A 25,412-nucleotide genomic window follows, 5' to 3' on the forward strand; every position below is an offset into this window, starting at 1 on the left:
CATGGCGCTGACCCGCGAGCAGATGGCGGCCCGAGCCGCCCGCGAGCTGACGGACGGCACGTACGTGAACCTGGGCATCGGGCTGCCCACGCTCGTCCCCGGCCACGTTCCGCCGGGGGTCGAGGTGGTGCTCCAGTCGGAGAACGGCATCCTCGGCGTGGGCCCGTACCCGCTCCCCGACGAGGTGGACCCGGACCTGATCAACGCGGGCAAGGAGACGGTCACGGTCCGGCCGGGGGCCTCGTTCTTCGACTCCGCCCTGTCATTCGGCATGATCCGCGGCGGGCACGTGGACGCGGCCGTACTGGGCGCCATGCAGGTGTCGGCCTCGGGCGACCTGGCGAACTGGATGATCCCGGGGAAGATGGTCAAGGGGATGGGCGGCGCGATGGACCTCGTGCACGGTGCGCGCAGGGTGATCGTCCTCATGGAGCACACCGCCCGGGACGGCACGCCGAAGCTCGTGGAGCGGTGCTCGCTGCCGCTGACGGGGCGGGGCGTCGTCCACCGGGTGATCACCGACCTCGCGGTCCTCGACATCACCCCGGAAGGCTTCCTGCTCCGCGAACTGGCCCCCGGGGTGCGCCTGGACGAGGTCCGCAGGGCGACGGCCGCGGAGCTGGTGGTGGCGGCGACGATCACGACGGCGGCGTAGGCCGTCATCGGTCCGCCGGCAACAACCCCCTGATCGTGGCGACGGCGGTCCGGGGGTCGTCCGCGTGGAAGCGGACCGTACCGACCTCCCGGCACCGCCCCCACAGGTTCACGGCGGTGACCGGTTCGGTCAGCGTGACGGTGATCGAGGTCTGCGAGGCGACGGCCACGTCCAGCACCCCGTCCTCGAACCTGTTCGCGTCGGGGAAGCGGAGGTCGTGGTGGACGGATTCGATCCGGTCCAGGGGTATCGGCAGGTCCAGCCGGGCGCCGCGCCTCACCCGCAGCTCCCCCGGCCCGACGACGTGGGGGCGGGTGACGGCGGCGGTGTGCAGTCCCAGGACCAGGAGCACCGTGTAGAGGTCGAGGAGCAGCATGACGAGGTGGGCGACGGGATACTCGGCGAGCATGAAGGACACGCCGACCGTCTCGACCGCGAACACGAAGACCAGCCCGTACGCCGTCGGCGCCTGGGCCCGCGCGTACCCGACGGCGACGGCTCCGTCGTCGATGCCGTGCACGCGCCGGGTCACCCACAGGCCCAGGCTCGCCATCCACCTGCGTTCGTGTGCTGCCAGTCGCCGTGCTCGCGCGATGAGTTCCCCGATGCTCATGTGCCCCAGTAGATCAGGCCGTTAGCAGCGGACGGGAGCCGCCCGCAACCCTCGTGGTCCCCGCAACCGGGGGCCGAGTATGGCGCTCCGCGCCATGCCGGAGCGGAGGGAGCCGGTCCTACGGTGGCGGGCACCGCAGGCCGCCCCGCGTGACGGGGCCCCGCCCTGCCCGTCACCTCAGGGAGCCGCCATGTCCTCGCGCAGCAGACCGTCCGCATGCAGGTCCACCGGCCGACGGCGCACGCCCGGGCCGCCGCCCGGGCTTCCGTGGCGCGGGCGGACGTACGGGTGGGCGTACGGGTGGACGCGCCGGGTTCTCGTGCGGGTGCTCGCGCTGGCGCTGCTGGCGGTGGGGGGAGTCGTGGCCGGGCCCGCCTCCCCCGCCCGCGCGGCCGTCGCGCTCCAGCGGGTGACCGGGTTCGGGGCCAATCCGGGGCAGCTCGCCATGTACGTGTACCGACCGGCCTCCCTCCCGGCCGACCCGCCGGTGGTGATCGCCCTGCACGGCTGCACGCAGAACGCGCAGACCTACGCCGACAACTCCGGTCTGCCCGAACTCGCCGACCGTGCCAAGTTCTTGCTGGTCTTCGCGGAGACGAGCTCCGCGAACAACCCCAACAAGTGCTTCAACTGGTTCCAGTCCACGGACAACCGGCGCGGCCAGGGCGAGGCCGCGTCCGTCCGGCAGATGGCCGCTCACGCCGCCTCCGCCTACTCCGCCGACCCCGCCCGTACCTTCGTCACCGGCCTGTCGGCCGGCGGGGCCATGACCGCCGTGATGCTCGCGGCCTACCCCGACGCGTTCGCGGCCGGGGCGGTGATCGCCGGGCTGCCCTACGACTGCGCCAAGGGGAGCAGCCCGTACACGTGCATGAACCCCGGGGTGGACAAGTCACCCGCGGCCTGGGCGCAGTTGGTGCGCGACGCGTATCCGGCGTGGCCCGGCCCCTGGCCCCGCGTGGCGATCTGGCAGGGCGACGCGGACAGCACCGTCGTCCCCCGGAACGCCGATGAACTGCGCGACCAGTGGACGGCGTTGCACGGGCTCTCCCAGACCCCCTCCCGCACCTCCGTCATCGGGCCCGACGCCACCCGGCAGGAGGAGTACCGGGCGGCCGACGGCACGGTGGCCGTCGAGGTGGACCGGGTCCCGGGCATCGGGCACGGCACCCCGGTCGATCCGGGCTCCGGTCCCGGGCAGTGCGGGCACACGGGGGCGGCGTACTTCCTCGCCTCGATCTGCTCCGCCCACTGGATCTCGGAGTTCTTCGGCCTGGACGGCTCCGGAACCGACCCCGACCCCGACCCCGGCACCTTGCCCGCGCCTTCCGGCCTGGCCGTCTCCGCCGTCGGGGACACCAGCGTCACCCTCACCTGGGACCGGGTGCCGGGCGCCGTCGACTACGCCGTCCACCGGGACGGAGTCCAGGTCGCCACCGCGGCCGGGCCACCCTTTACCGACGGCGGCCTCGGCCCCGGTACGGGGCACACGTGGACCGTGGCGGCCCGCGACGGCGCGGGGGCGGCCGGGGCCCGCTCGGCGCCGGTGACGGCGAGCACGACCGGCGCGCCCGCCGCGTGCTGGAAGGCGAACAACTACCAGCAGGTGCAGGCCGGCCGGGCCACGACCGACGGGAGCTACGCCTACGCCAGGGGCTCGGGGCAGAACCTCGGCCTCTACAACCTCTACGTCACGCACACGCTGAAGGAAGCACCCGCCGGCTACTTCGTCATAGCCGACGCCGGCTGCCCCTGATCCACCCTGACGGACCCCGCTGACGGCCGTTCCCCGGCCCTCCGGCCGCATCCTCCCCACCCCGTACCGACGCACCTCCTGGAGCCTCCCCATGCCACCGGCCCTCCGTTCCGCCACCGTCACCGCCACCGCGGCCGTCGTCCTCCTGGCTTCGGCTCTGCTGGCGCTCCCCGCTCCCCCGGCCGCCGCCGGGACCGACGCCCACTGCGCCCGCCGCGCCCACCTCCGCGTACCGGGGGCCGAACAGCAACAGGCGGCTTGTCTGGATGAGTTGACGACCGCCGGCACCGTGGCGTCCGGGCACACCGATCCGGCCGACTGGGCCGGTCTCACCCCCCGGTACCTCGCCGTCCCGACCGGCGTGCCGGGCATCCAGATCGACGGGTACTTCCCCGACGCGGCCGCCCCGGCCGCCCTCCCCAACACGAACCACGGCTGGAACCACGACGCGCAGTTCGTCATCCGGCTGCCCGACCGCTGGAACGGCGGTCTCGTCGTCGCCGGCTCCCCCGGCGTGCGCGAGCAGTACGCCAACGACCGGGCCATCGGCGACTGGGTGCTCTCGCGCGGCTACGCCTTCGCCGCCACCGACAAGGGCAACACCGGAGTCGCCTTCCACCGGGACGGGCGGGAGCCCGGCGACGCCGTCGCCGAGTGGAACACCCGCGTCACCGAGCTCACCCGGGCCGCCCGCGCGGTCGTCGCCCAGCGCTACCACCGGGCCCCCTCCCGCACCCTCGCGACCGGCATGTCCAACGGGGGCTACCTGGTGCGCTGGCAGCTGGAGAACCACCCGGAGCTGTACGACGGCGGGGTGGACTGGGAAGGCACCCTGTGGCGGGCCGACGGCCCCAACCTGCTCACCTTCCTGCCCCCGGCGCTGGCCGCCTACCCCGCCTACGCGGCCGGCGGCCCGGGCGCCGGGCCGGCGCACGAGGCGATGCTCGCCGCCGGGTTCCCGGCCGGCTCGGAGTTCCTGTGGCCCTTCCACCACGGCTCCTACTGGGACCTCACCCAGCGGATCTACCGCGAGGAGTTCGATCCGGGCTTCGACGGTCCGGCCGAGGCCGGGACCCCCTTCTGCATCCCCGGCGCCCCGGCCTGTGACGCCGACTACGCCTACGCCGACCGGCCGGCGGAGGTCCGGCGCGCCGTCCGGCGGGTGGCGCTCACCGGCCGGATCGGCAAACCGCTGATCACCCTGCACGGCACCCTCGACGTCCTGCTCCCCATCTCCCGGGACTCCGACGTGTACGCCGAGATGGTCCGGCGGGCCGGCCGAGGGGACCTGCTGCGCTACTACCGCATCGAGGGCGGCACCCACGTGGACTCGCTCGTCGACGCCTTCCCCGACCGGCTGCGCCCGCTCACACCGTGCCATCGTGCCGCCTTCACCGCGCTGGAGGACTGGATCGGCCGCGGTGTGCGGCCTCCGCTCGGACACACCGTCCCCCGGGACCCGTCGGCCACCGCGGGGGCCCTGCTGACCAGCTGCCCGCTCGGCTCCTGACCGGGCACCGCCCCCGGCACGCACGCCGCGGGCGGCATGGCGACCGTCTCCATACGGGCGGCCGCGAGTATGGGGTGCGGCACCGTGGGCCCCGCCCGCGGCCCTCCCTAGGCTTCGGGCCATGACGAGCGAACCTCCTTCCCCCAACGGTCCGCGAGGGCGCGTCGCCCTGGTGACGGGCGGCGGCAGCGGCATCGGCCGGGCGTGCGCGGTGGCCCTGGCCGACGCCGGGGCCGTCGTGCACGTGGCCGATGTCGACGCGAAGGCGGCCGGGGCCGTCGCCACCCTGGTCGGCGGGTACGCCCACGCCGTCGACCTGGCCGATCCCGCCGCCATCGGGGAGCTGCCCGCCGCCGTCGACATCCTGGTCAACAGCGCCGGGATCCAGCACGTCGCCCCGATCACCGAGTTCCCGCCCGAGCGCTTCGCCCTGATCCAGCAGGTGATGGTCACCGCGCCCTTCCTGCTGCTGCGCCACGTGCTGCCGCACATGTACGCCGCCCGCTGGGGCCGGGTGGTCAACATCTCCAGCGTGCACGGGCTGCGCGCCAGCGCGTACAAATCGGCCTACGTGGCGGCCAAGCACGGGCTGGAGGGGCTGAGCAAGGTCACCGCGATCGAGGGGGCCCCGTACGGGGTGACCAGCAACTGCATCAGCCCCGGCTACGTCCGCACCCCCCTGGTCGAGGGGCAGATCCTGGACCAGGCCGCCGCGCACGGCATCCCCGCCGCGGACGTCGTCTCCGAGGTGCTGCTGACCCGGTCGCCGGTGAAGCGGCTCATCGAGCCCGAGGAGGTCGCGGCGGCCGCCCTGTGGCTGTGCGGTCCGCACACCGGGTACGTGACGGGCACCTCGGTCCCGCTGGACGGCGGCTGGAGCGCCAACTGACCCCGTCCGGGTGACAGCCCGTGCGCCGCGCCGCGGGGACCCCCGGCGGGTCCCGTACGGTCCCGCACGTGACCGATGCGAACCAGCCCCAGAGCCCGAAGTTCCCGACGGATCCGGCCGCCCCGGATCCCCTGGGCGGCGCCGCCGCACCCGGCCCGCTCAGGGTCCTCGTCCTCGCGGGATCCTCCCGCGAGGGCTCCGTGAACGCCCGGCTGGCCGCGCTCGTCGCCGGTCAGGTCGAGCGCTCGGGCGCCGTCGCGGACCTCGCCCGGATCGGGGACTTCGTGATGCCCACCTACGACGGAGACTCCGAGGAGGCGGACGGCCAGCCCGCCGGATCGGCCGCCCTGCGCGAGCGGCTGCTCGCGGCGCAGGCCCTGGTGATCGCCTCGCCCGAGTACAACGCCTCCGTGCCCGGTGTCGTGAAGAACGCCGTCGACTGGGTCTCCCGGTTCCGGCCGCAGCCCTTCAAGGACAAGCAGACCCTGCTGGTGTCGGCCTCCCCGTCGATGGTCGGCGGGAACCGCGGGCTCTGGGCGCTGCGGGTCCCGCTCGAACACCTGGGGGCCCGGGTGTACCCGGACATGTTCAGCCTCGCCGCGGCGCACTCGGCCTTCGGCGAGGACGGCGAGCTGACCGATCCGGGCCTGCGCGAGCGCCTGGCCGACACGGTGGATTCCTTCCTCGCGCTCGCCGAGGCGGACACCCGGTACCTGTGCCTCCAGCGCCGCTGGTACGAGTTCCTGGGCGACGAGAGCAACGCCCCCGTCACCCAGCGGGCCGAGGGCTGAAGGACTGCTCAGGGGGTGCCTGAAGTCCCGAATCGGGCACGGGTTAGCATATGAGCGCCGCCTAGCTCGAAAGATATGATCTGTGACTGTCAAAGACGACGACTCGTTCACCAACTGGAAGAACCGCGAGGAGATAGCGGAGTCGATGATCCCGATCATCGGGAAGCTGCACCGTGAGCGGGACGTCACGATCCTGCTCCACAGCCGCTCCCTGGTGAACAAGTCCGTGGTCAGCATTCTCAAGACCCACCGCTTCGCCCGCCAGATCGACGGCGAGGAGCTCTCGGTCACCGAGACCCTGCCGTTCCTGCAGGCGCTCACCACGCTGGACCTCGGTCCGTCGCAGATCGACCTCGGCATGCTCGCCGCGACGTACGCGACCGACGAGCGCGGGCTCTCGGTGGAGGAGTTCACCGCCCTCGCCGTCGCCGGTGCCACGGGTGCCAACAAGATCGAGCGCGGCGAGGGCCGCGACGTCGTCCTCTACGGCTTCGGCCGCATCGGCCGCCTCGTCGCCCGCCTGCTGATCGAGAAGTCCGGCTCCGGCAACGGCCTGCGCCTGCGTGCCATCGTCGTCCGCGGCGGCGGTGAGGCGGACCTCGTCAAGCGCGCCTCGCTGCTGCGCCGCGACTCGATCCACGGCCAGTTCCAGGGCACGATCACCGTGGACGAGGCGACCAGCACGATCGTCGCCAACGGCAACGAGATCAAGGTCATCTACGCCAACGACCCCTCCGAGGTCGACTACACGGCGTACGGGATCAAGGACGCCATCCTGATCGACAACACCGGCAAGTGGCGCGACCGCGAGGGTCTGTCCAAGCACCTGCGCCCCGGTATCGACAAGGTCGTCCTGACGGCTCCCGGCAAGGGCGACGTCCCGAACATCGTGCACGGCGTCAACCACGACACGATCAAGCCGGACGAGCAGATCCTGTCCTGCGCCTCCTGCACCACCAACGCGATCGTCCCGCCGCTCAAGGCCATGGACGACGAGTACGGTGTCCTGCGCGGTCACGTGGAGACCGTCCACTCGTTCACGAACGACCAGAACCTGCTGGACAACTACCACAAGGCCGACCGTCGTGGCCGCTCCGCGCCGCTGAACATGGTCATCACCGAGACGGGCGCCGCCTCCGCCGTCGCCAAGGCGCTGCCGGACCTCAAGGCGCCGATCACCGGCAGCTCGATCCGCGTCCCCGTCCCGGACGTCTCGATCGCCATCCTGAGCCTGCGCCTGGGCCGTGAGACCACCCGCGAAGAGGTCCTCGACTACCTCCGCGACGTCTCGCTGCACTCGCCGCTCAAGCGTCAGATCGACTTCACCACGGCTCCCGACGCGGTCTCCATGGACTTCGTCGGTTCGCGCCACTCCTCGATCGTCGACGCGGGCGCCACCAAGGTGGACGGCGACAACGCCATCCTCTACCTCTGGTACGACAACGAGTTCGGCTACTCCTGCCAGGTCATCCGCGTGGTCCAGCACGTGTCCGGCGTGGAGTACCCGACCTACCCGGCGCCGGCGGCCTGATCCGCAGGGCCCCGTAGGACCGGACGTACCGAACGCCCCCCGGGTGACCCCAGGTCACCCGGGGGGCGTTCGTCCGTCCCGGCCCGGACCTCGGTCGGGGCCGGGCGCCGCGGCGGCGCGGGCCGCCGCGAGCTGGGTGCGCGAGCGGACGCCGAGCTTGCGGTAGACGCGGCTCAGCATCCCCTCGACGGTCTTCACCGAGATGAACATGTGCTGGGCCGCCTGCTGATTGGTCGCCCCCTGGCAGATGAGGTCGGCCAGCCGCGACTCCGACTCGGTCAGCCTGCCCGCACCCGGAGCCGGACCCGTGGCCGCAGCCGGCCCGCCCGCCCGGTCGAGGAGCTCCCGGGTGAGCTCCTGCCAGGGGCGGGCGCCGGTCTCGTCGAAGACGGCCCGGGCCGCCTCCCAGGCCGCGCGGGCGGCCGCCTGGCGCCTGCGGGCCCGCTCGACCCGGCCCAGGGCGAGGAGCGTGCGGGCCTGCTCCAGGGGCAGTCCCAGCCGTTCGAAGGCGGCCGCCGTGCGGTGGAGCAGAGCGCTCGCCTCCTCCACGGCTCCGCCGCGGGCCAGCAGGATTCCCTGGGCGCGGTCCAGTGCCGCCCCCGGGCCCGAATCCGCTCCGGCCCCGCCCGGGGCGGACCGCGCCCGCTCCAGCAGGGCCTGGGCCAGGTCGAGCCGGCCCGCGCAGGTGAAGGCCTCCACGGCGTCCGGCTGCCAGCGGAACATGCCGGGGTCGGCGAGGGGGACGTGCCGCTCGGCCTCGGCGACGGCCGTCAGGGAAGCCACGGCGTCGGCGACGTCCCCGGTGTGCAGCTGGACGGCGCCCATGACCCAGAGGTTGCGCGACACGTACAGTCCGTCCCCCTCCTCCTGGGAGGCGCGGGCCCCGCAGGAGGCGGTGCGCAGGGCGGCCGCGAAGGATCCGGCGGCGCTCTGCGTCAGCGCCGCGGTGTACCAGGCGGGGCCCATGGACAGCCCCGCCTCCGTGGACAGCCGTACGGCCTGGTCGGCCCAGGCGAGCGCCGGGGCGCACGCCCCGAGCCGGGTGTCGACCTCGGCGAGGCTGCGCCAGATGTCGACCAGGTCCTCGGCGTCGCCCTCGTGCTCGGCGAGCGCGAGCAGTTCCACGAGCCGTTCGCGCGCCTCGGCCAGCCGGTCGTCGAAGACGGCGTGCCGGGCGGCCAGGTACTGGGCGCTGTTGCGGATGCCGGAGTGCTGGGCCGGTATCCCCAGGGCAAGGGCCTCCGCGAGGGTGCCGGGTGCGTCGGCGGTGCCGAGGACGCGTTCCATCCGGGCCCGCATGGTCAGTGCGGCCGCCTGCAGGGGGCGGTGGCCGCCGGCCGCGGCGAGTTCGGCGGCCCGGCCCGCCGCGCGCAGGGCCCGCTCCGGGGCGGCGTGGGCCACGTTGGCGGCGATGGCCGCGCGGAGCTCGACGGCGGCGAGCAGGTCGGGGTGTCCCGCCCCCAGTTCCCGGCAGCGCGCGAGCAGCGGCTCCAGATCGGAGACGGCCTGGCCGTGGGCGTCGACGACGGCGAGCAGCGCGGTGACCTGGTCGGCGGGCTCGGCCCGGCCTGCGGTCAGCGCGTCGGCGGCCTGTCGGGCGATGTCGACGGAGCCGGCGCAGGCGGCCTCCTGTGCCGCGTACGAGAGTCTGCGGATGCGCAGGGCGGAGCGGGCCGGCGGTGTGAGCTCGGCGGCGAGCAGGAACAGCTCGGCGGCCAGGGACCGCTCGCCCGCCTCGCGGGCGGTGGCCGCGGCGGTCTCGGTGTCCTCGGCCAGTCCCTGGTCGGGCAGGTCCGCGGCCAGGGCCCGGTGGCGCACCTCGTGGACGGGGTCGCCGACGGCCCGAGCGAGCTTCAGGTGGGCGGCCGCGCGCAGGGGCCTGGCCCCGGACCGGGCGGCGGCCCGCGCCAGGGCCGCCGCGGTGAAGTGGACGGCGCTCGCCGGGTCCACGCCCAGTACCCCGGCGGCCTGGGCCTGGGCCAGGTGTTCCTCGGCATCGGAGCGGCCGGCCCGCAGGAGGAGCGGCAGCGAGGGCCGGCTCGTCAGGGCGGCCAGCATCAGGGTGTGCCGGGCGGGTTCGCCGAGGGTGGCGTGCAGCCAGGCTCCGGCCGCGTCGACCGTCTGCCCGGCCATGGCGGGCCGGTGCCGCTGGGACGCGGGCAGCCGCGCAAGTGCCGTACAGGACACGGAGGTCAGCAGGGGATGGCCGCCGCAGTGGCTCTGCAGGGGGCCCGCCCAGCGGGTGGGCAGGCCGTGCGCGTCGAGCAGGGCGGCCGTCCCCTCCGCGTCGAGCGGATCCACGTCGACCTGGACGGGATGCCCGCCGAGCAGCCGGGCGGCGGCCTGCGCGCGGCCGTGGACGCGTTCGGTGACGAGCGCGGTGAGCCCGGGTGCGGTGAGGGTGCGCAGGGCGTAGCCGAGGACGTCGGCGCTGGCCGGGTCGAGCCATTGGGCCCCGTCCACGGCCAGGATCCAGCGGCCCGGGGCGAGCAGCGCGGTCACCGCGAGGCGGGCGGGCAACTGCTCGGAGGCGGCGAGTGGTTCGTCGGCTTCCCGGTGCAGGATCCGGTCGACCACCTCCTTCTGCCGGGCGGAGAGCACGGCGAGGTGGGCCGTACCGCAGTGGGACAGCATCTGGGCGAGTGCGCCGAAGACGTGGTCGCGGTCCTCTTCCACGGTCGTGACGCGCAGCACCGTACGGCCGGGGCCGGGGCCGGGGCCGGGGCCGGGGGGCAGGGTGCGCAGCACCTCCTCCAGGGCGGTGGTCTTGCCCGCGCCCCAGGGGCCGGCGAGCGCGACCCGACCCTCGCGCTCCAGCACCGCGGCCGCGCGCCCGGCGGCGGCCGAGGCGCCGTACCTTCCCCTGGTGACGGGCACGGGGATGGCGGGGTTCGCGGGGTCGGCGGGGTTCGCGGGGTAAGTGTCCGGCGTCACGAGGAGGCACCGTAGGCGGCGTCGGTGCGCGTGACAACACCGAGTGCGGCCGGGCCGGGGGATCAAGGGTTTCCCCTGATGCCAAGGGGTCCGGCTCCCGGCGATGGTGGTGCCACGGCGGGCCGTCCGCGCTCCGGGTGCGGGGTGGCAGACCCGGAGCACCGCACCCTCCACGGGAGGAGCGGGGCGCGGTCCGGACGGCCCGCCGCACTGCGCCCCGGGCCCGCCGCGTCGGGCCCGGGGCGCCGTACCCGCGCCGGCGCGGTCCGCCGTCCGCGCCGCGCGCGCCCGCTCCCCGGCCGGTCGGTGCGATGGGACGACACGGCCGGGGCGGCGCGGGTTCCGCCGTAGGCCAACGCGCCACCCTGCTGGGCGGGATAAGCGCAGGACTACGCGCGTCGCGGCATGGCCGGCTGAACCGTAGGCCGACGCGCGTCGCGCCAAAGCGGGTTGAGCAAGGTCCCAACACACCCTGATGCAAGGCGGGTTCAGTCGGGGGCCGTGCGTGACGGGGCAGCCCGAGGCCGTCGGTCGGCCGGTTCGGCAGCAAGGGATTCCTCCGATGCTCGCGGCACCGGCCCGGGATCACTCTGTTGGCCATCCCGGAGGGCGAAGGCGCGGCTCCCCCGACTTCCGCACTCCGGGGACGTGAAGCGTCCCGTGCTCCCCCACGGGACGTTCATCCGTACCGGCCACCCCTCCGGTCCACCCCCCATGAAGGGATTTCCGTGCGCAATCTCCCCACCAGGTCCAAGTGGGCCTCCGTTGCGGCCGCCTCGGTCACGGCCGTCGTCGCCCTCGGCGGCCTCAGCGCCCTGCCCGCCCAGGCCACTGCGGCCTCCCCGCCCGGACCGTCCGTCTCCCCGCAGGTCTTCGAGGCCATGCAGCGCGACCTCCACCTCACCCCCGGACAGGCCCGCGACCGGATCGCCGACGAATCGGCGGCCGCCAGGTCCGCCACCCTCGTCCGGGGCCGGGTCGGCGACCGGGTGGCGGGCCTGTGGTTCGACTCCTCCACGGGGCGCCTGAACGCGGCCGTCACCAACGCCGCGGACGCCGCGGTGGTCCGGGACGCGGGCGCCGTGGCCCGGCAGGCCCGGTACGGCCCGGCCGAACTGGCCGCCACCGTGCGGACGGTGACGCGCGACATCGGGTCCGGGATCGCGGGTGTGGTGTCGTGGGGTCCGGACGTCCGGAACAACCGGATCGACGTCACGGTCGACCGGACGGCGCGCAACGCGTCGACCGACGCCTTCGTGGCCCGCCTGGCCGCCATGGGCGACATCGTCCACGTCACCGAGACCACCGGCAGCCCGCGGCAGCAGGCCGACGTGACCGGTGGCGAGAAGTGGGTGCCCGGCAGTGAGAGCCCGTGCTCCATCGGGTTCCCCGCCACCCGGGTCACCGGCGGCGCCAAGACCTTCCTGACGGCCGGTCACTGCACCAACGACGTCAACCAGCCCGCCTACGGCAAGGACGGGACCCGTGTGGGAACGTCCAACAAGGACGGGCAGAGCAGCATCAACGCCTGGGAAGGCGACATGGGCGTCGTCGACGTGGACCAGTCGGGATGGAACCTCTCCCCGTACGTCGCGGGCGACTCGACCCACAGCGCCATCGCCGTCACCGGCTCGGCCGATGCCGTGGTCGGCACCGCGATCTGCCGCTCCGGGCAGACCACGGGCATGCGGTGCGGCGAGGTCACCAAGGTCAACCAGAGCGTGGACTACGGGAACGTGGTCATCGACGGACTGTCGTACTCCAACGCCTGCTCCGCGGGCGGCGATTCGGGCGGCGCATACGTCACCGCGACCGGCGGCAAGGCCGTCGGCCTGCACTCCGGCGGCGGCAGTGCCACCTGTACCTCGGGCAGCGGCGAGAAGTTCACCATCTTCCAGCCCGTGGTCGAGGCCCTCACCCGGTTCAAGCTGGCCCTGGCCGTCACCACCCCGCAGCCCGGCAACGTCACCGTCGCCGCGGTCTCGGCGCAGAACGGCGTCATCGGCGCCCGGATACCCGAGCTGCGCAACAGCGCCGAGGGCGGCACGGCCCCCTACGCCTGGTCCGCGACGGGCCTGCCCGCCGGGCTGGCCATCGACTCCTCCACAGGCACCATCACGGGCACACCCACCACGGCCGGAACCTCCAACGTGACCGTCACCGCCACCGACAACGCCGGCAAGACCGGCTCCACCTCCTTCTCGTGGACGATCACGACCGCGGGTACGGCCCTGTCCGTGACCAACCCCGGCAGCCAGAGCTCCGCCGTCGGCTCCGCGGCCAACCTGACCGTCAAGGCCGTGGGCGGCACCGCGCCCTACTCCTGGTCCGCGACGGGCCTGCCCGCCGGCCTGAGCATCGGCTCCACGACCGGCACCGTCACCGGTACCGCCACGACCGCCGGCACCTCCAACGTGACCGTCACCGCCACCGACAACGCCGGGAAGAGCGCGTCCGCCACGTTCTCCTGGACCGTCAGCACCGTCACCGGCACCAGCCCCGTCCTGACGAACCCGGGCAACCAGACCGTCTACATCGGCAAGCCCGTCAGCCTGGCCCTCAAGGCCACCGGCGGCACCGCGCCCTACGCCTTCAAGGCCACCGGCCTGCCCGCCGGCCTGAGCATCAACGCCACCACGGGTGTCATCACCGGCTCCCCCACCACCTGGGGCTTCGGCGGCAGCACCCTCACCGTGACCGACGCCGCGGGCAAGTCCTCCTCGGTCGGCGTCACCTGGAACGTCTACTTCTAGGCACCATCCGATTCCGCCCGTGCCGCCCCTCCACACCCCGGAGGCATCCGGCACCTCCCCGCGGGGCCCCGGCCGACACCCCGGCCGGGGCCCCGCCCCGGTGCGGGGCCGTACCCCGCCCCGGGTCAGAGCCAGGCGGCCCGGTCCGTCCCCCACCGGGAAGGGGCCCGGTCCCAGGCCCGGCCCCCGAGCGGCGAAGCCGCGTACCGCAGCGGCCCGTATCCCGATGCGGTCTCGCGCAGCCACGGTTCCGGGGCGTACCCCGGTTCGGCGGGCCCGGCCTGCGGGACCTCGCGGACCAGCCACGACGCCGTCCCCGCCAGGGAGAACCGCAGGGCCTGCCCACCGCCCTCCGCGAGGGCCCGTAGCACCCCGGCGGCCGCCAGGTACCCCGTCCCGTGGTCCAGTGCCTGCGCCGGCAGCACCCCGGGGGCGTGCCCGTCCCCGCAGGCCGCGGAGATCCCGTACCCCGCCTGCACGAGCGAGTCGAAGCCCCTGCGCCCCGCCCAGGGGCCCCGCGGGCCCCACGCGCACAGCTCGGCCACCACCAGCCCCGGCCGCCGCGCCAGCAGTTCCGCCGCGCCCAGCCCGTACCGCTCCAGTGCTCCCGGCCGGTATCCCGTGACCACCACGTCCGCTCCTGCGAGCAGCCCGTCGAACACCGCCCGGTCCCCCGCCTCCCCCAGGTCCAGGAGCGCGGAGCGCTTCCCGAATCCGGTGTCCGCGTACGCGTCGTCCGACTCCGGGATCCGGGGCGAGTCGATCCGCAGGACGTCCGCGCCGAGCAGTCCGAGCGTCCTGGTGGCCACCGGCCCCGCGATGACCCGGGTCAGGTCGAGCACCCGGACCCCGGCCAGCGGCAGTCCGGTGCCCGCCCCGACCGCCTCGAGGGGCCGCCCGCGCCCGCCCGACTCGGTGCGTTCCACGAGGGGTTGCGGCGCGCCGTACCCGTTGGTCAGCACGGCCACCGCGAGCCCGCCCGCCGCGTAGACCTCCTCCTGGACCTCCACGGCCGGGCGCCGGGCGATCGCCGCCGCCACGCCCTCCCGGGTCCCGGCAGCCAGGACGCGCACCAGTGCGGTCTCGTGGTGCGGATAGTTGGCGTGCGTCCGTACCCATCCGTCGGCCGCCCGCCAGAAGCCGGACAGCGGCGCGAAGGAGACGGGTGCCCGGCCGTCCACGAGCAGGTGGCGTTCGCTGACGAACGCCGTGGCCACGGCCCCTTCGTCGACCTGCAGCGGAGCCACGTCGTCCGTGTTCCCCCCGGCCCGTACGGCGGCCAGCTCGGCGGCGGCCAGCGCGCACGCGCCCACCGTGGCCCGCGCGAGTTCCCGTACGGGCAGCGGCCCGTCCCCCAGCCCGCCGGGCCCCCGGTACCCCACCCGTTCCGCCAGCTCCGCGGGGCCGCCCAAAGCGGCCCATGCCTGTCGGGTCCCACCGTCACTCGTCGTCATGCGCCCATCCTCCACACCCTTCCCCGGCCCGGGCGGGGCGGGGCGGGCCCCCGATCGGGCGATGTAGCGCACCAGGGCGTCTCGAATTCCCCCGTACGGCGTTACACGACCCGGAACATGAACACCGCCTCGGCTGCCTCGTCTTCCGTCGCGGCGCAGCCGGCGCGTGCGGTCCGGGGGCGGCCGGTGGCCCGTACGAGGGAGCACGATGACCGACCCGACCGCGGTGGACACCTGGCGTGGAAGACTTGCCGCACCTTGCCGTGACGTGTGCGAGGCGCCCGCGTTCTCGCTCACCGTTTTCGCGGTGATCCTCTTCAACGCCGCGCTCCTGGGGGCCGAGACGTACAGCGGCCTGTCCGCCGAGTACAGCGGCCTCCTGTCGGCGGCCGAGCGCACCTGCGTGATCGCCTTCACCCTGGAGATGCTGATCCGCCTGGGAGCGCACGCCGACCGGCCGAAAGCTTTCTTCCAAGACCCCTGGAACGTCTTCGACCTGCTGGTCGTCTCCTCGGCCTTCATCCCGTTCCTCCGGGAGAACACCACGCTGCTGCGGCTGCTGCGGCTGGCACGGGTCCTGCGCACCGCCAAGTTCATGCCCCAGCTGCGGGTCCTGCTGGTCGCGGTGGGCCGCAGCCTGCCCGGGACCGTCAGCTTCCTGTTCGTGGGCGCGCTGATCGTCTACGTGTACGCGATGATCGGCTGGATCTGCTTCGCCGGCCACGACCCGCAGCACTACGGGTCCATCGGCCGGGCCGCGCTGACCCTGTTCCTGCTCATGACGCTCGAAGGGCTGGGGGACGCCGTCCACGCCGGGCTGGCCATCTCCCCGCTGAGCCTCCTCTACTACGCCTCCTACGTGCTCTTCGGCTCCTTCGTCCTGGTCAACGTGCTGATCGGCGTGGTCCTCAACGCCCTCGAAGAAGCGCGGGAGATGGAGGACGAGGCCGAGAAGGAGGAGAAGCGGGCCGCGCTCCTGGCGAGCCAGTCGCCGCCCGACGCGGCGGACGAGCTCCTGCTGCGGATCGCGGCGGTGCGCAGCGCGCTCGACGACATGGAGGCCCAGCTCGACACCGTGCACTCCACGTCGGCCGTGCCGGCCCCTGCGGAGCCGGCCCGCGCCGCGGCGGGCGCCCGCTAGCTCGGGGCGGCCCCGTCGGGAACGCCTCCGGCCGGTCGGGCGCCGCCCGGCCGGAGGTCCGCCAGCCAGGCGTGCCCCGGATGCTGCCGCTCGACGAGCGCGGCCAGGTTCGCGCGCCGGGTTTCGTCCAGCAGGGGCAGCGCGCGGGCGAAGTCCTGCTGGTCCTTGGGGCGGACCGCCTTGGCCTTGAACAGCAGCGCCAGCTCGGGCGCGAGGTAGGGGATCCCGTCCGGCGTCCGGCACACGACGGCGGTGTACGGGAGCCGGACGGAGGGGTCGCGCCGGTAGATCCAGGTCTCCCCGTCGTGCGGCTCGCGGAACACGTCCACGAGGAAGTTGCCGGTAGCCGGGTCCCGCAGCCAGGTCTGGTGGCTGAGTTCCGAGGCGTCCGGCGTGAGCTCCCAGAGGCGGTCGTACGCCACGACGTCGAAGGCGAACTCCGGGAACCTGGACCGGATCTCGGGGAAGCACCCCGCCGGGACGGCGATCTCCAGGTCGCCGTGGGGCCGGGGCGGCCCGCCCGTGAACAGGTCGACGGCCCAGCCTCCCGCGACGCACCAGGGGGCGCGAACCCCCTCCAGCCGGGCCGCCACCTCGGCGGGCGTCCAGGCGCGCACCCACCTGGCCTCGGCTTCGGCCTGGGTGATCTCCACTCCGCCCGGGGGCGGTTGCACGCTCATCGGGTCAGGCTACCGAGCGGCACCGTCCCGCGGGGCCACCACGGCGTTGCGGCGGGCGTCGAGGATCTCGGCGAACTCGGCGAGGGTCACGTCACGGAGTTCCCGCTCGTCGACCTTGATGCCCAGCTTTTCCTGCAGGACGATGGCCATCTCCACCACCATGAGCGAATCGGCCAGAAGGTTTTCCATCAGCGCATCCGCGCGCACTTCTTCGGCCGGAGATTCCATCGTCGAAACGACGATCTCGCTGATCAGATCGATCATCGATTCGGGTGCGGATGTGGTCATGACGACTCCTGTTTGCGTTGGTGCGGCCATTGCGCCAAGGTGGCGCCGATGACCCGCGAGAGAAATGAGGATATCCGTGTCGGAGAACGGGACCGCTGTTTCGGATCCGGTGGCGACCGAGTTCCGCTACGCAAGGGAGCGGCTCGACGAGGCCGGGACGGACGCCTTCGACCGGCTGCTCGACTGGATGATGGAAGACTACTTCCGCCTCGAAGTGAGCGGTTGGGAGAACATTCCGGAGGAAGGCCCGGCGATGATCGTAGCCAACCATTCAGGGGCCTGGGGACTCGATGCGTTCGTCCTCCTCAAATCGCTCACGCGCCTGGTGAACCGGCCTCTGAACGTTCCGGCCGCATCCCTGACCTTTCGATTTCCGGTGCTCGGTTCGTACGCCAGGAAAATGGGCGCCTTTCCGCTCGATCCGACTCTCGGGCTGGAACATTTGACCGCCGGGGAACTCGTCGGGATGTTTCCCGAGGGAATCTCCGGTTTGCAGAAGTCCTTCCGCAACCGCTACCGGCTCCGCCCGTTCAGTCCCGGGTTCGCCGCGACCGCCGTCCAGGCCGGGGCCCCCGTCGTACCGGTCTCCGTGATCGGCGCCGAGGAGACCTACCCCAAGTTCGGTGACGTCCCCGCCCTGGCGCGGCTGTTCGACCTTCCCTACTTCCCGCTCACCACGCTCCTTCCGCTGCCGGCCAAATGGCGCATCACCGTGGGCGATCCGATCCCCGCACCCGCCCGGCCGGAGTCCTACTCCGCCCGCAAGGCCGCGGCACTCCGGCTGTGCGACGAGGCTCAGGAAGCAGTGCAGTCCCTGGTCCACAGGGAGCTCGGCAGGCGCGAGACGCCGTTCTGGTGACCGGGCGGCGGCCGCACGCCGCCCGGCCGGGCCGCTTCTGCCGTCCGGGCCGGCGCCTCAGTCCGCCAGCCGGACTGCCGCGTTCCGCACGCCGTCGGCCGCCCGCTCACACCGTCCCGCGTGATCGAGCAGGACCAGGCGGAACTTCTCCCCCGCCTCGTCCTGTTCCCATCCCTCGGCCTCGGCACAGGCCGCGAGGCTCACCGCGTGCTCCGCCAGCCGGTCGGCACTCGTCTGCGCCAGGGCTCCGTAGGACGCGGGTGCACAACCGCGCACCGGGACCGGCAGTGCCGACGGCCTGCCGACCGTCACGCGGCCGTCCCCGCGGCCGCCTGGGAGTTCCCGGAGGGCAACGAGGAGCGAGCGCGCCTCGAGCACGCCCGGCAGCCTGCCGGCGGTCAGCCGCGGCGAGACCACGAAGGGCCGGGCGACCGCGGTGATCGCGCGGACGAGCTCCTCGGCGACCAGCACCGCGAGGCGGCTCGCTGCGCACGGGCCGGGCGCTCCGCACAGCGCCGAAGGCCAGGCGCCCGGTCCGGGGCCGCCCTTCGGCGCGGGGAGCCAGCCGGGCGCGCACAGGATCTCCGTACCGGCGTCGATCTCAAGGCCCTCCCAGACGAACGGCGCGCTCACCCGGTGCACGGCGGCGGACACCGGCGGGTAGTGGTACAGCGCCAGGGCGACTGCCTCCTCCGGGGAGGCCTGCGATGTCACCGTGTGCAGGGCCAGGGCCTGCAGGGTCGTGGTCGTGGCGGCTCCGGTCACCACGGCGAGCGCGTGCGCCACCGCAACGGCCGCGGTCTCCGCGGTGTCCGTGCACGCCTCCGCCGCGACCAGCCGGCCCAGCAGGGAATCCGGGTCCGGGTCGTCCAGGTACCGGGCCGTCCTGCGCCGGAGGGCGGCCTCCAGCTCCGCGCGGGCACCCCGGCCCTCCGCCGCTGCGGCACGGGTGACGATCTCACTCAGCAGGGTGTCCTCCGCGGCCGCCCCGCCCGCCACCAGGCAGCGGCCCAGCTGTGCCATCGCCTGGCTCCAGGACTGCCACTCCAAGGTGCCGTCCCCCCGCCGACCCTCGACGGCCTCGTCGACGTGCCGGGCCACGAGCTCCGCCAGTTCGCCTCCCGGCGCCACTGCCTCCCACACCTGCGCCGAGTGCGGAGGCAGCCCGTACCGCCGCCCGGCGGCCGTGAGTCCGACCGCGGGCTCCAACGCCTGCTCCTCGCCGGCCCGGACCAGGAGGGATTCGGACGCGGCGGGGGTCAGCGCCACGAGGAAGTTCCCGAAAGGTGTCCGGAGCCGGACCGGGCTCCCGGAGCGGGTGCGCCGCAGGTGCTCCAGCAGGGCGCGCCGCACCCCTTCACGGGTCAGTGGCTCCAGGCCGAGCGCTCGGGCCGCGGCGTCCGTCCAGGGCAGCCGCTGGGCGACCATGGCCGCACTGAACACGGCGTTCTCCAGGGCCCAGGCCGTGCCCGGGCGTCGCGGGGCGGTCTTCGCCGTGGACTCGCCGCCGTCGTGGACAGAGGTCATCTCTGCTTCTCCCTGGGTCACTTGTCGCGCAGCATGTAGGGCTGGTTGCCGACGATGCGGCCGTCGTAGGCGCCGATGAGCGCGTTGACCTTCTCCCGGTGGTGCGCCATGGGCCCGCGCAGGGTGTCCGAGTAGGCCTACGGAGCGTGCGACAGCGGGTAGTCGTACGACTCGTCCAGCCAGGCCAGTTCGATCCAGTCGGCGGGGATGCCGTTGGGCGAGGCCGGGCCGCGGCCGTCGATCATGGGGATCACGTCGTGGTTGTTGACCAGGCTGATCACCTGTGTGGTGTGGTCCGCCGGCCGCTTGCCGTCGATGGGCGAGCCCACCGCGATCACGTGCGTGAGCTGGTACCGGGAGGAGACCTCCACGTCCGCGGCGAGGTTCATCGCGGTCATGCCGCCCAGACTGTGGCCGACGATCATGAGTTCCGACCCGGCCGGCACCCCGGCCCGCACCAGCAGCTTGCGCGCGGCTCGCGTGTAGGTCGTATCGGTGCGCAGCAGCCCGTCGAAGGCTCCGACCAGGTCCTGCGGGGTGCTGTTGCTCAGGAGGCCGAAGCTCGTTCCGGGCAGCAGCAGGACGTGCCGTACGGCGCCGTCGGCACACTCGACGCGGCGGAGCAGCACCAGCCCGTGGTTGCCCAGGGCGCCGATGTCGTTGACGTAGCTGACGATGTCGTTTCCGGACGTGGCCAGTACTTTCGCCAGGATGGAGTCCGCGTCCACGCGTTCGGCCCGGCCCGGGCCCGGATTGAGGTACTTCAGAAGGGCGCTCGGCAGCCCCAGGAACGGATCCGTGGTCGGCACCCCGCCTGCCAGGGTCACCCAGGAGAATTCGTCGTTGACCGGGTTCTCGTCGAGGAGGCCGAGCAGTGCGGACAGTTCCATGACCACGGGGCTCATCGTGGTCAGGGCCCGGGTGACTCCCAGGCGCTCGACGAGGGCGTGGGTGGCGCACAGCGCCTCCAGCCGGTCGCCGGCCACCATGGCGTCGGTCAGCCGCCTGGCGAGCGGCGAGTCAAGATTGGAGTGGTCGGAGGCGATCGCCCTGATCCGCAGGGCGAACGCGTCCACGGCCATGGCCACGGCAGCAGGCCTGCGGTACGTCAAGTTCCCCGCGATCCGGGCCAGTTCTCCGGCAAGCCCTCCGTTGGCGCCGAACCCTAGCCCCGCCGGACTGGTGAGCGCACGCGCGCAGGACACCGCCGCACCGAGGGCCCAGGCCGGGCGGCGCAGTGCCTCCATCCCCAGGCGCCAGCTGCTGAGCGCGCCGGTGAGTTCGGCGCCGGCCTGCTTCGCCGTGAGGGCCGCGTCCGCCAGCAGCACCGAGGCCGCGAGCAGCAGTTCCGGATCCGTTCGGCGCGGACCCCTCCCGACGGCCGCTTCCGCCACACCGGCGGGGTCCGCGGGTGCCTCCGCAGCCCTGTGCCCTTCGGGCGTCGAGCGAGCCGTCGTACCCGCCGCTTGAGCAGTCACGTTCCCACCTCCCGTTCCTGTGCAACGGATCCGCCTGGTTCCGTTGCCCGAACGGGCATGCTGGCATCACGTACGGGCCGCACGGCGCGGTGATCACCCCTCCTCCCGCGCCCCGCACCCGCGTCGTGGACGCGGGGAACCGCCGGATGCCCGTGGGGACCGTGGCCCTCGGGGCATCCGGCGGTGTGGCGGCACCCCCCCGGGCCGCCGTCCATTCGGTGATCACCAGAGGATGAGCCCGGCGCTCACGCGTTGACGCGGGCGCGGATCATCCCCGGGTGGACCACCGGGTCTCGTCTCCCGTCAGAGCGGCCGGGAGGGCTGGTCGCGCCAGAAGTCGCACTGGTGCGCGGCCGAGAAGGTCCGGTCGAGCCGGTCCCCCGTGGGCGCCAGGGTCAGCACGGTGCCGCCCGGCCCGGTCGCGGGCCAGGGGGTCTGGCCCGCGACCGCGGGAACGCCGTGGCGGGCGAAGGCGCCCCAGTAGCGCTTCATCCGTGTCGCCAGGGCGACTTGGACGGAGGTCAGGGGCCGCTCGCCCATGGTGAAGTCGTGCAGGTAGGCGAGCTCGGCACTGTGTGCGTTCGACTCGTCCAGGCCCGGGACCTGTGCGCCCGCCAGCGTGGGCGAATCGGGATCGTCGAACTCGTAGGCGAAGGTGGGTACCTGACGGGCGAACGTCTGCGCCGTGCGGGCCGTTTCACAGGCGAAGGTCGAATCGGTCATGACCGCCGAGAGCGCCAGGTACGCGGATCCGTGCGCGGCGACCGGGTAGCGGGTGAGGACCTCCGGACCGGCCGCGCCGTACCCCGCGAGGACCTGCTGCGCGTACTGCTCGGCCGTCAGGGAGGGCTGGGTCAGCGCGACGAAGAAGCGCGCCTCGGAGCGGGTGCTCCCGATCAGGACGGGGACCTTGTTCCAGGACCCGGCCGAGATCGCGGCGGCCGGATCCCGCGGCAGCACCCCGTCACCCGACGCGGGGCCCGAAGTGGCCTGCGTGCGGGCCGCGTTCACGAGCGAAGGTCCGGGCACGGCTCGCAGGCACGCCACGACCTGGGCCGGATCGGGGCAGCCCGCGCCGGCGGCGAAGGCCCGCGCCTCGGACTCGGCCCGGGGGCGGTCGGGGGTACGCAGCAGCGTGCACGGCCCGCTCTGCAGCACGGCCCGGTGGAACAGGCCGGCCGCCGAGCGGGCGGCCAGCAGCCCGCACACCGAACCACTGCCCGCGGACTGGCCGGAGACGGTGACGTTGCGCGGATCCCCGCCGAAGGCCGCGACGTTCTCCCGCGTCCAGCGCAGCGCCTGGATCTGGTCCATCAGCCCGAAGGATCCGGAGCGCAGCGCGTTCTCCCGCGCCAGTTCGGGCAGGCCCAGGTAACCCAGCTGACCGAGGCGGTAGTTGATGCTGATCACGACGGAGCCCGTCAGCTCCGCCATCGTGCGCCCGCCGAACTGGGTGCCGGTGCCCTGGCTGTACGCACCCCCGTGGATCCAGAGGATCACCGGCAGCCGGGCCTCGGCGCGGGTCCGGCCGGGCCGGTACACGTCCAGGTACAGGCAGTCCTCGCTGACGGCCGAGGGATCGCTCAGGCCGAACGGCGAGAACTGCAGGCAGGCGGGAGCCTGCTCGGCGGCCTCGCGCACTCCGCTCCAGCGCCCGGGTGCCTGCGGGGCGCGCAGCCGGTTCTGTCCGACCGGCGGGGCGGCGTAGGGGATGCCGAGGAACTCCTGGGCACCGTCGTGGGCGCGGCCGCGCAGCGCGCCCTGCGCGACGGAGACGACCGGGCGGGGCTGGGCGGACGGCCGGCCGGCGGCGGGCGTGCCGGGAGAGGCGGACGCCGGGAGAGTGCCGGCGATCAGGGCTGAGATCAGCCAGGTGATCAGCGCGGCGAGGCCGAGTGCCGTGCGGGATAAGGGACTTGACGAGGGGTTCCGGGCGATCCGGCGCGGGGGCCGTGGCATGCGTGCTCCTGGGTTCGGGACGATCCGGGGACGGGAAGGGCGCGAAGGCCCGACCCGCCCCCGGAGGACCGGCGGGTGCGCAGACCTACGGGCGGAGCCCGGCGAGCAGGGCCGCGGTGGAGACGAAGTCGACCGTTCCGGTGTTCCAGTCGGCGTTCATCGGGCTGACGGCGATCTTCCCGGCACCCACGGCTTCCACGTCACTGCCCCGGGCGGGCTTCTTCAGGTCCACCGCCACGCCGACCCTCCACGTGCCGTCACCCGCGTCGGTGTAGTCGACCTTCAGGACAGGCTGCGCGTCCTGGAAGGTGGTGGCCACACCGGACGGGGTCCCCTTGCCGTCGGCTCCTATGACGGGGTGGTTGACGTTGAGGCCGACCCCCTTGGGCAGCAGGGGACCGGAGCGCGCCCGCGAGCGCAGCCGGTCGATCAGCTTCACCGCGAAGTCGAGCGTCGGCCCCATGGCGTTGACCGTGGTCACCGGGTCGGGAACCGTGAGGCCGCCGGTGCTCAGGGCGATGGAGGGGATGCCCGCGTCCAGTCCGGCTATCGCGCCGCCGACCGTACCGGAGTGGTTGGTGATCGCGGCCAGGTTCGGACCGAAGTTGGTGCCCGACACGACGAGATCGGGCGCCCGGTCCGCGAACACCTCGGCGAGCCCGAAGCTCACGGAGTCACCGGGGGAACCGTCCACCGCCCAGACCTTCGGCTCGGGGTGGCGCACCGTGACGGACGTGGCGTTGGACGTCTTCGTACCGGCGCCGCTCTGGTTGGTGAGCGGAGCCACGATGGTGACGTCGTGTCCGGCGGCGGTCAGGCGTGCGAAGGCCAGCCGGATGCCGGGGGCGTTGTAGCCGTCGTCGTTGGTGAGCAGGATCCGCAGCGGGGCCGCGGGTACCGGTGCGGGCGCCGGACCGGCCTGCGGCTCGGCCGCGGCGGCGGGCACCGTACCGGCGAGGGCCGGCGCGCAGAGCAGCAGGGCGGCCAACGGCAGAACTCGCTTGCGTTGCACGGAACGCTCCTTTGGGGAGGAAGAAGGAGATGAACGGGGTGAGGGTCGGCAAGGGTGGTGCCCGGCGGGCTCGCGACCCTCGGCGCGAGCCCGCCGGAGTGCGGACCGGGCCGCCGCCCGGGAGGGGCGGCCCGGCGGTTGAGGGGAGGGGGCCCGAGCGGGCTCAGCGCACTCCGCGGATGGGGAGGATGGCCAGGGCGCCGATCAGCGAGAGCGCGCCGCCGACGAGGAACAGCGGGGTGTAACCGCCCAGCGCGGTGACCACGGCGGAGGCGACGAACGGGGCGATGATCTGCGGCCCGGCGTTCGCGATGTTCAGTACGCCCATGTCGCGGGCGGCGTCCTCGGCGCGCGGCAGCACCAGGGTGACGACGGCGGTGTCGACCGCCATGAAGCATCCGAAGGCCAGGCCGTTGAGCGCGCTGAAGACGAGCATGCCCGGCCACGTCGGACTGACGACGGGGACCACCATGACCAGCCCGGCGAGCGCCGCCGAGACTCCGACGAACACCTTGCGGCGGTTCCAGCGGTCGGACAGCAGCCCGCCGACCACCGTGGAGACGGCCATCGCGATCATCGACACGGGGGTGAGGATCGCCATGGCGTCGGGCGCGCTCAGATCCGCGGGGAGCGCGATGTGGTCGTCCAGGATGTAGAGCTGGTAGCCGACCACGGAGAAGTACCCGAGGACCATGAGGGCGCGCCCGATGAAGGCCCACCGGAAGTCGTGGTTGGCGAGCGCGGACAGGAAGGCCTTGAGCTGGGCCCCCTTGGGGGCGGCGGGCGCGTCCGGGTCGGGCTCGGACTTCGGTACGTCCCGGCAGAAGACGCTGAGCAGCAGCGCGGCCGCGGCGATGATCCCGCCGAAGACGAGGTAGCCGGTGCGCAGGTGGTCCGCGGTCTGGGAGGCGATCAGTACGCCGACCGTGCCACCGATGGGCAGACCGAGCCCCACCAGGGCGGACGCGGTACCGCGCCGGGCGGCGGGCACCCGGTCGGGGACGATCGCGGTGACGGCGGCCTGGTAGATGTTCATGGTCGCCTGCACCAGGCACCAGCCGATGCCGACGAGCAGTGCGGTGGTGACGCTGCCGACGACGGCGAGACCCACGAGCGAGCCGAGCGCGCCGCCCAGGATCCAGGGGTTGCGGCGGCCGCTGCGGTCGGAGAGGGCTCCGGCGATCGGGTTGAAGGCGGTGGCGAAGATCGCGCTGATGCCGCCGATCAGGCCCAGCACGGCGACCTTGTCGTCGCCGGCGATGTCGGCGATCTGGGTGGGCAGGAGGACCGAGCCGACGCCCATGTAGACGGCCATCATCGCGGAGTTCGCGACCAAGAGGAGGAGCAGGAGCCCGCGTTGGCGGGAGGGTTCGGGATCCGCCGGGACGGGCGGGTCGATGATCTCGTTCGTAGCCATGACGACTCCTCGGGGACGGAGCGGGGAGGTGGCGTGGGGGAACCGCCGGTGCGGTGCGCGGGAGGGCGGCGACGCCGGGGGCGCTGTCGCCCCATGGGGGCGTCGCCGGGGGAATGCCGCGCCGAGCGCGAGGCGGCCGGCGCGGTGGCTATTGCTCGGTGCGGT

Annotated in this window: 19 protein-coding genes; 9 read left to right on the top strand and 10 right to left on the bottom strand. The window is 73.7% G+C overall.

The features are described from left to right. Position 1: 1 nt before the first annotated feature. Positions 2 to 655, top strand: coding sequence for a CoA transferase subunit B (locus ACZ60J_RS02640; RefSeq protein WP_469678375.1), 654 nt, complete (start codon positions 2 to 4; stop codon positions 653 to 655). A gap of 4 nt (positions 656 to 659) precedes the next feature. On the opposite strand, the gene ACZ60J_RS02645 is transcribed toward ACZ60J_RS02640, so the two are convergent. Continuing rightward, positions 660 to 1,268, bottom strand: a complete 609-nt coding sequence (locus tag ACZ60J_RS02645; protein ID WP_469678377.1) for a hypothetical protein — start codon at positions 1,266 to 1,268, stop codon at positions 660 to 662. 445 nt (positions 1,269 to 1,713) lie between these two features. On the opposite strand from ACZ60J_RS02645, the gene ACZ60J_RS02650 reads away from it, so the two are divergent. The 5 genes from ACZ60J_RS02650 to ACZ60J_RS02670 all read left to right on the top strand — a co-directional run bounded on the left by ACZ60J_RS02650 (position 1,714) and on the right by ACZ60J_RS02670 (position 7,745). After that, complete coding sequence (locus tag ACZ60J_RS02650) at positions 1,714 to 3,024, top strand: extracellular catalytic domain type 1 short-chain-length polyhydroxyalkanoate depolymerase (RefSeq protein WP_469679095.1); 1,311 nt, start codon at positions 1,714 to 1,716, stop codon at positions 3,022 to 3,024. A 91-nt stretch (positions 3,025 to 3,115) separates the two neighbouring features. Beyond that, the gene (locus tag ACZ60J_RS02655) at positions 3,116 to 4,534 is read left to right on the top strand and encodes a 3-hydroxybutyrate oligomer hydrolase family protein (protein ID WP_469678379.1); all 1,419 of its coding nucleotides are present in this window, start codon (positions 3,116 to 3,118) and stop codon (positions 4,532 to 4,534) included. 121 nt (positions 4,535 to 4,655) lie between these two features. After that, entirely contained in the window at positions 4,656 to 5,423 is a 768-nt protein-coding gene (locus tag ACZ60J_RS02660; RefSeq protein WP_469678381.1) for a 3-hydroxybutyrate dehydrogenase, read from the top strand. Between the two features lie 68 nt (positions 5,424 to 5,491). After that, on the top strand, positions 5,492 to 6,214 hold the full coding sequence (locus tag ACZ60J_RS02665; protein ID WP_469678382.1) for an NADPH-dependent FMN reductase: 723 nt from the start codon (positions 5,492 to 5,494) through the stop codon (positions 6,212 to 6,214). An 82-nt stretch (positions 6,215 to 6,296) separates the two neighbouring features. Then, entirely contained in the window at positions 6,297 to 7,745 is a 1,449-nt protein-coding gene (locus ACZ60J_RS02670) for a glyceraldehyde-3-phosphate dehydrogenase (protein WP_382975381.1), read from the top strand. Positions 7,746 to 7,799: 54 nt separating this feature from the next. Here ACZ60J_RS02670 and ACZ60J_RS02675 read toward each other — a convergent pair whose 3' ends face one another. Continuing rightward, positions 7,800 to 10,679 carry a helix-turn-helix transcriptional regulator gene (locus ACZ60J_RS02675; protein WP_469678384.1) on the bottom strand — a complete coding sequence of 960 codons (2,880 nt, stop codon included), beginning with the start codon at positions 10,677 to 10,679 and terminating at the stop codon, positions 7,800 to 7,802. A gap of 728 nt (positions 10,680 to 11,407) precedes the next feature. Here ACZ60J_RS02675 and ACZ60J_RS02680 point away from each other — a divergent pair. Next, positions 11,408 to 13,432, top strand: coding sequence for a putative Ig domain-containing protein (locus ACZ60J_RS02680; protein WP_469678386.1), 2,025 nt, complete (start codon positions 11,408 to 11,410; stop codon positions 13,430 to 13,432). Between the two features lie 125 nt (positions 13,433 to 13,557). On the opposite strand, the gene ACZ60J_RS02685 is transcribed toward ACZ60J_RS02680, so the two are convergent. Further along, on the bottom strand, positions 13,558 to 14,886 hold the full coding sequence (locus ACZ60J_RS02685) for a CoA transferase (protein ID WP_469678388.1): 1,329 nt from the start codon (positions 14,884 to 14,886) through the stop codon (positions 13,558 to 13,560). Positions 14,887 to 15,094: 208 nt separating this feature from the next. On the opposite strand from ACZ60J_RS02685, the gene ACZ60J_RS02690 reads away from it, so the two are divergent. After that, a complete protein-coding gene (locus ACZ60J_RS02690) occupies positions 15,095 to 16,027 on the top strand; it encodes an ion transporter (protein WP_469678390.1) in 933 nt (310 codons plus the stop codon). On the opposite strand, the gene ACZ60J_RS02695 is transcribed toward ACZ60J_RS02690, so the two are convergent. Further along, positions 16,024 to 16,707 carry a nucleotidyltransferase domain-containing protein gene (locus tag ACZ60J_RS02695; RefSeq protein WP_469678392.1) on the bottom strand — a complete coding sequence of 228 codons (684 nt, stop codon included), beginning with the start codon at positions 16,705 to 16,707 and terminating at the stop codon, positions 16,024 to 16,026. The two genes, ACZ60J_RS02690 and ACZ60J_RS02695, sit on opposite strands and share 4 nt — an antisense overlap. Before the next feature lie 9 nt (positions 16,708 to 16,716). Continuing rightward, positions 16,717 to 16,995 carry an acyl carrier protein gene (locus ACZ60J_RS02700; RefSeq protein WP_469678394.1) on the bottom strand — a complete coding sequence of 93 codons (279 nt, stop codon included), beginning with the start codon at positions 16,993 to 16,995 and terminating at the stop codon, positions 16,717 to 16,719. Positions 16,996 to 17,104: 109 nt separating this feature from the next. Between ACZ60J_RS02700 and ACZ60J_RS02705 the strand changes: the two genes are divergently transcribed. Then, on the top strand, positions 17,105 to 17,854 hold the full coding sequence (locus tag ACZ60J_RS02705) for a lysophospholipid acyltransferase family protein (RefSeq protein WP_469678396.1): 750 nt from the start codon (positions 17,105 to 17,107) through the stop codon (positions 17,852 to 17,854). 57 nt (positions 17,855 to 17,911) lie between these two features. On the opposite strand, the gene ACZ60J_RS02710 is transcribed toward ACZ60J_RS02705, so the two are convergent. From ACZ60J_RS02710 to ACZ60J_RS02730, 5 genes are all read right to left on the bottom strand, one after another. Further along, on the bottom strand, positions 17,912 to 19,381 hold the full coding sequence (locus ACZ60J_RS02710) for a cytochrome P450 family protein (protein ID WP_469678398.1): 1,470 nt from the start codon (positions 19,379 to 19,381) through the stop codon (positions 17,912 to 17,914). 137 nt (positions 19,382 to 19,518) lie between these two features. Then, positions 19,519 to 20,859 (bottom strand): lipase family protein, encoded by a 1,341-nt coding sequence (locus ACZ60J_RS02715; protein ID WP_469678400.1) that lies wholly within the window; start codon positions 20,857 to 20,859, stop codon positions 19,519 to 19,521. Between the two features lie 303 nt (positions 20,860 to 21,162). Further along, complete coding sequence (locus tag ACZ60J_RS02720; RefSeq protein ID WP_469678402.1) at positions 21,163 to 22,818, bottom strand: carboxylesterase/lipase family protein; 1,656 nt, start codon at positions 22,816 to 22,818, stop codon at positions 21,163 to 21,165. A gap of 85 nt (positions 22,819 to 22,903) precedes the next feature. Further along, entirely contained in the window at positions 22,904 to 23,830 is a 927-nt protein-coding gene (gene surE, locus ACZ60J_RS02725) for a 5'/3'-nucleotidase SurE (RefSeq protein ID WP_469678404.1), read from the bottom strand. A 163-nt stretch (positions 23,831 to 23,993) separates the two neighbouring features. Continuing rightward, positions 23,994 to 25,247 carry an MFS transporter gene (locus tag ACZ60J_RS02730; RefSeq protein WP_469678406.1) on the bottom strand — a complete coding sequence of 418 codons (1,254 nt, stop codon included), beginning with the start codon at positions 25,245 to 25,247 and terminating at the stop codon, positions 23,994 to 23,996. Positions 25,248 to 25,412: the final 165 nt, after the last annotated feature.

The sequence above is a fragment of the Streptomyces sp. NPDC104226 genome (genome assembly GCF_055584085.1).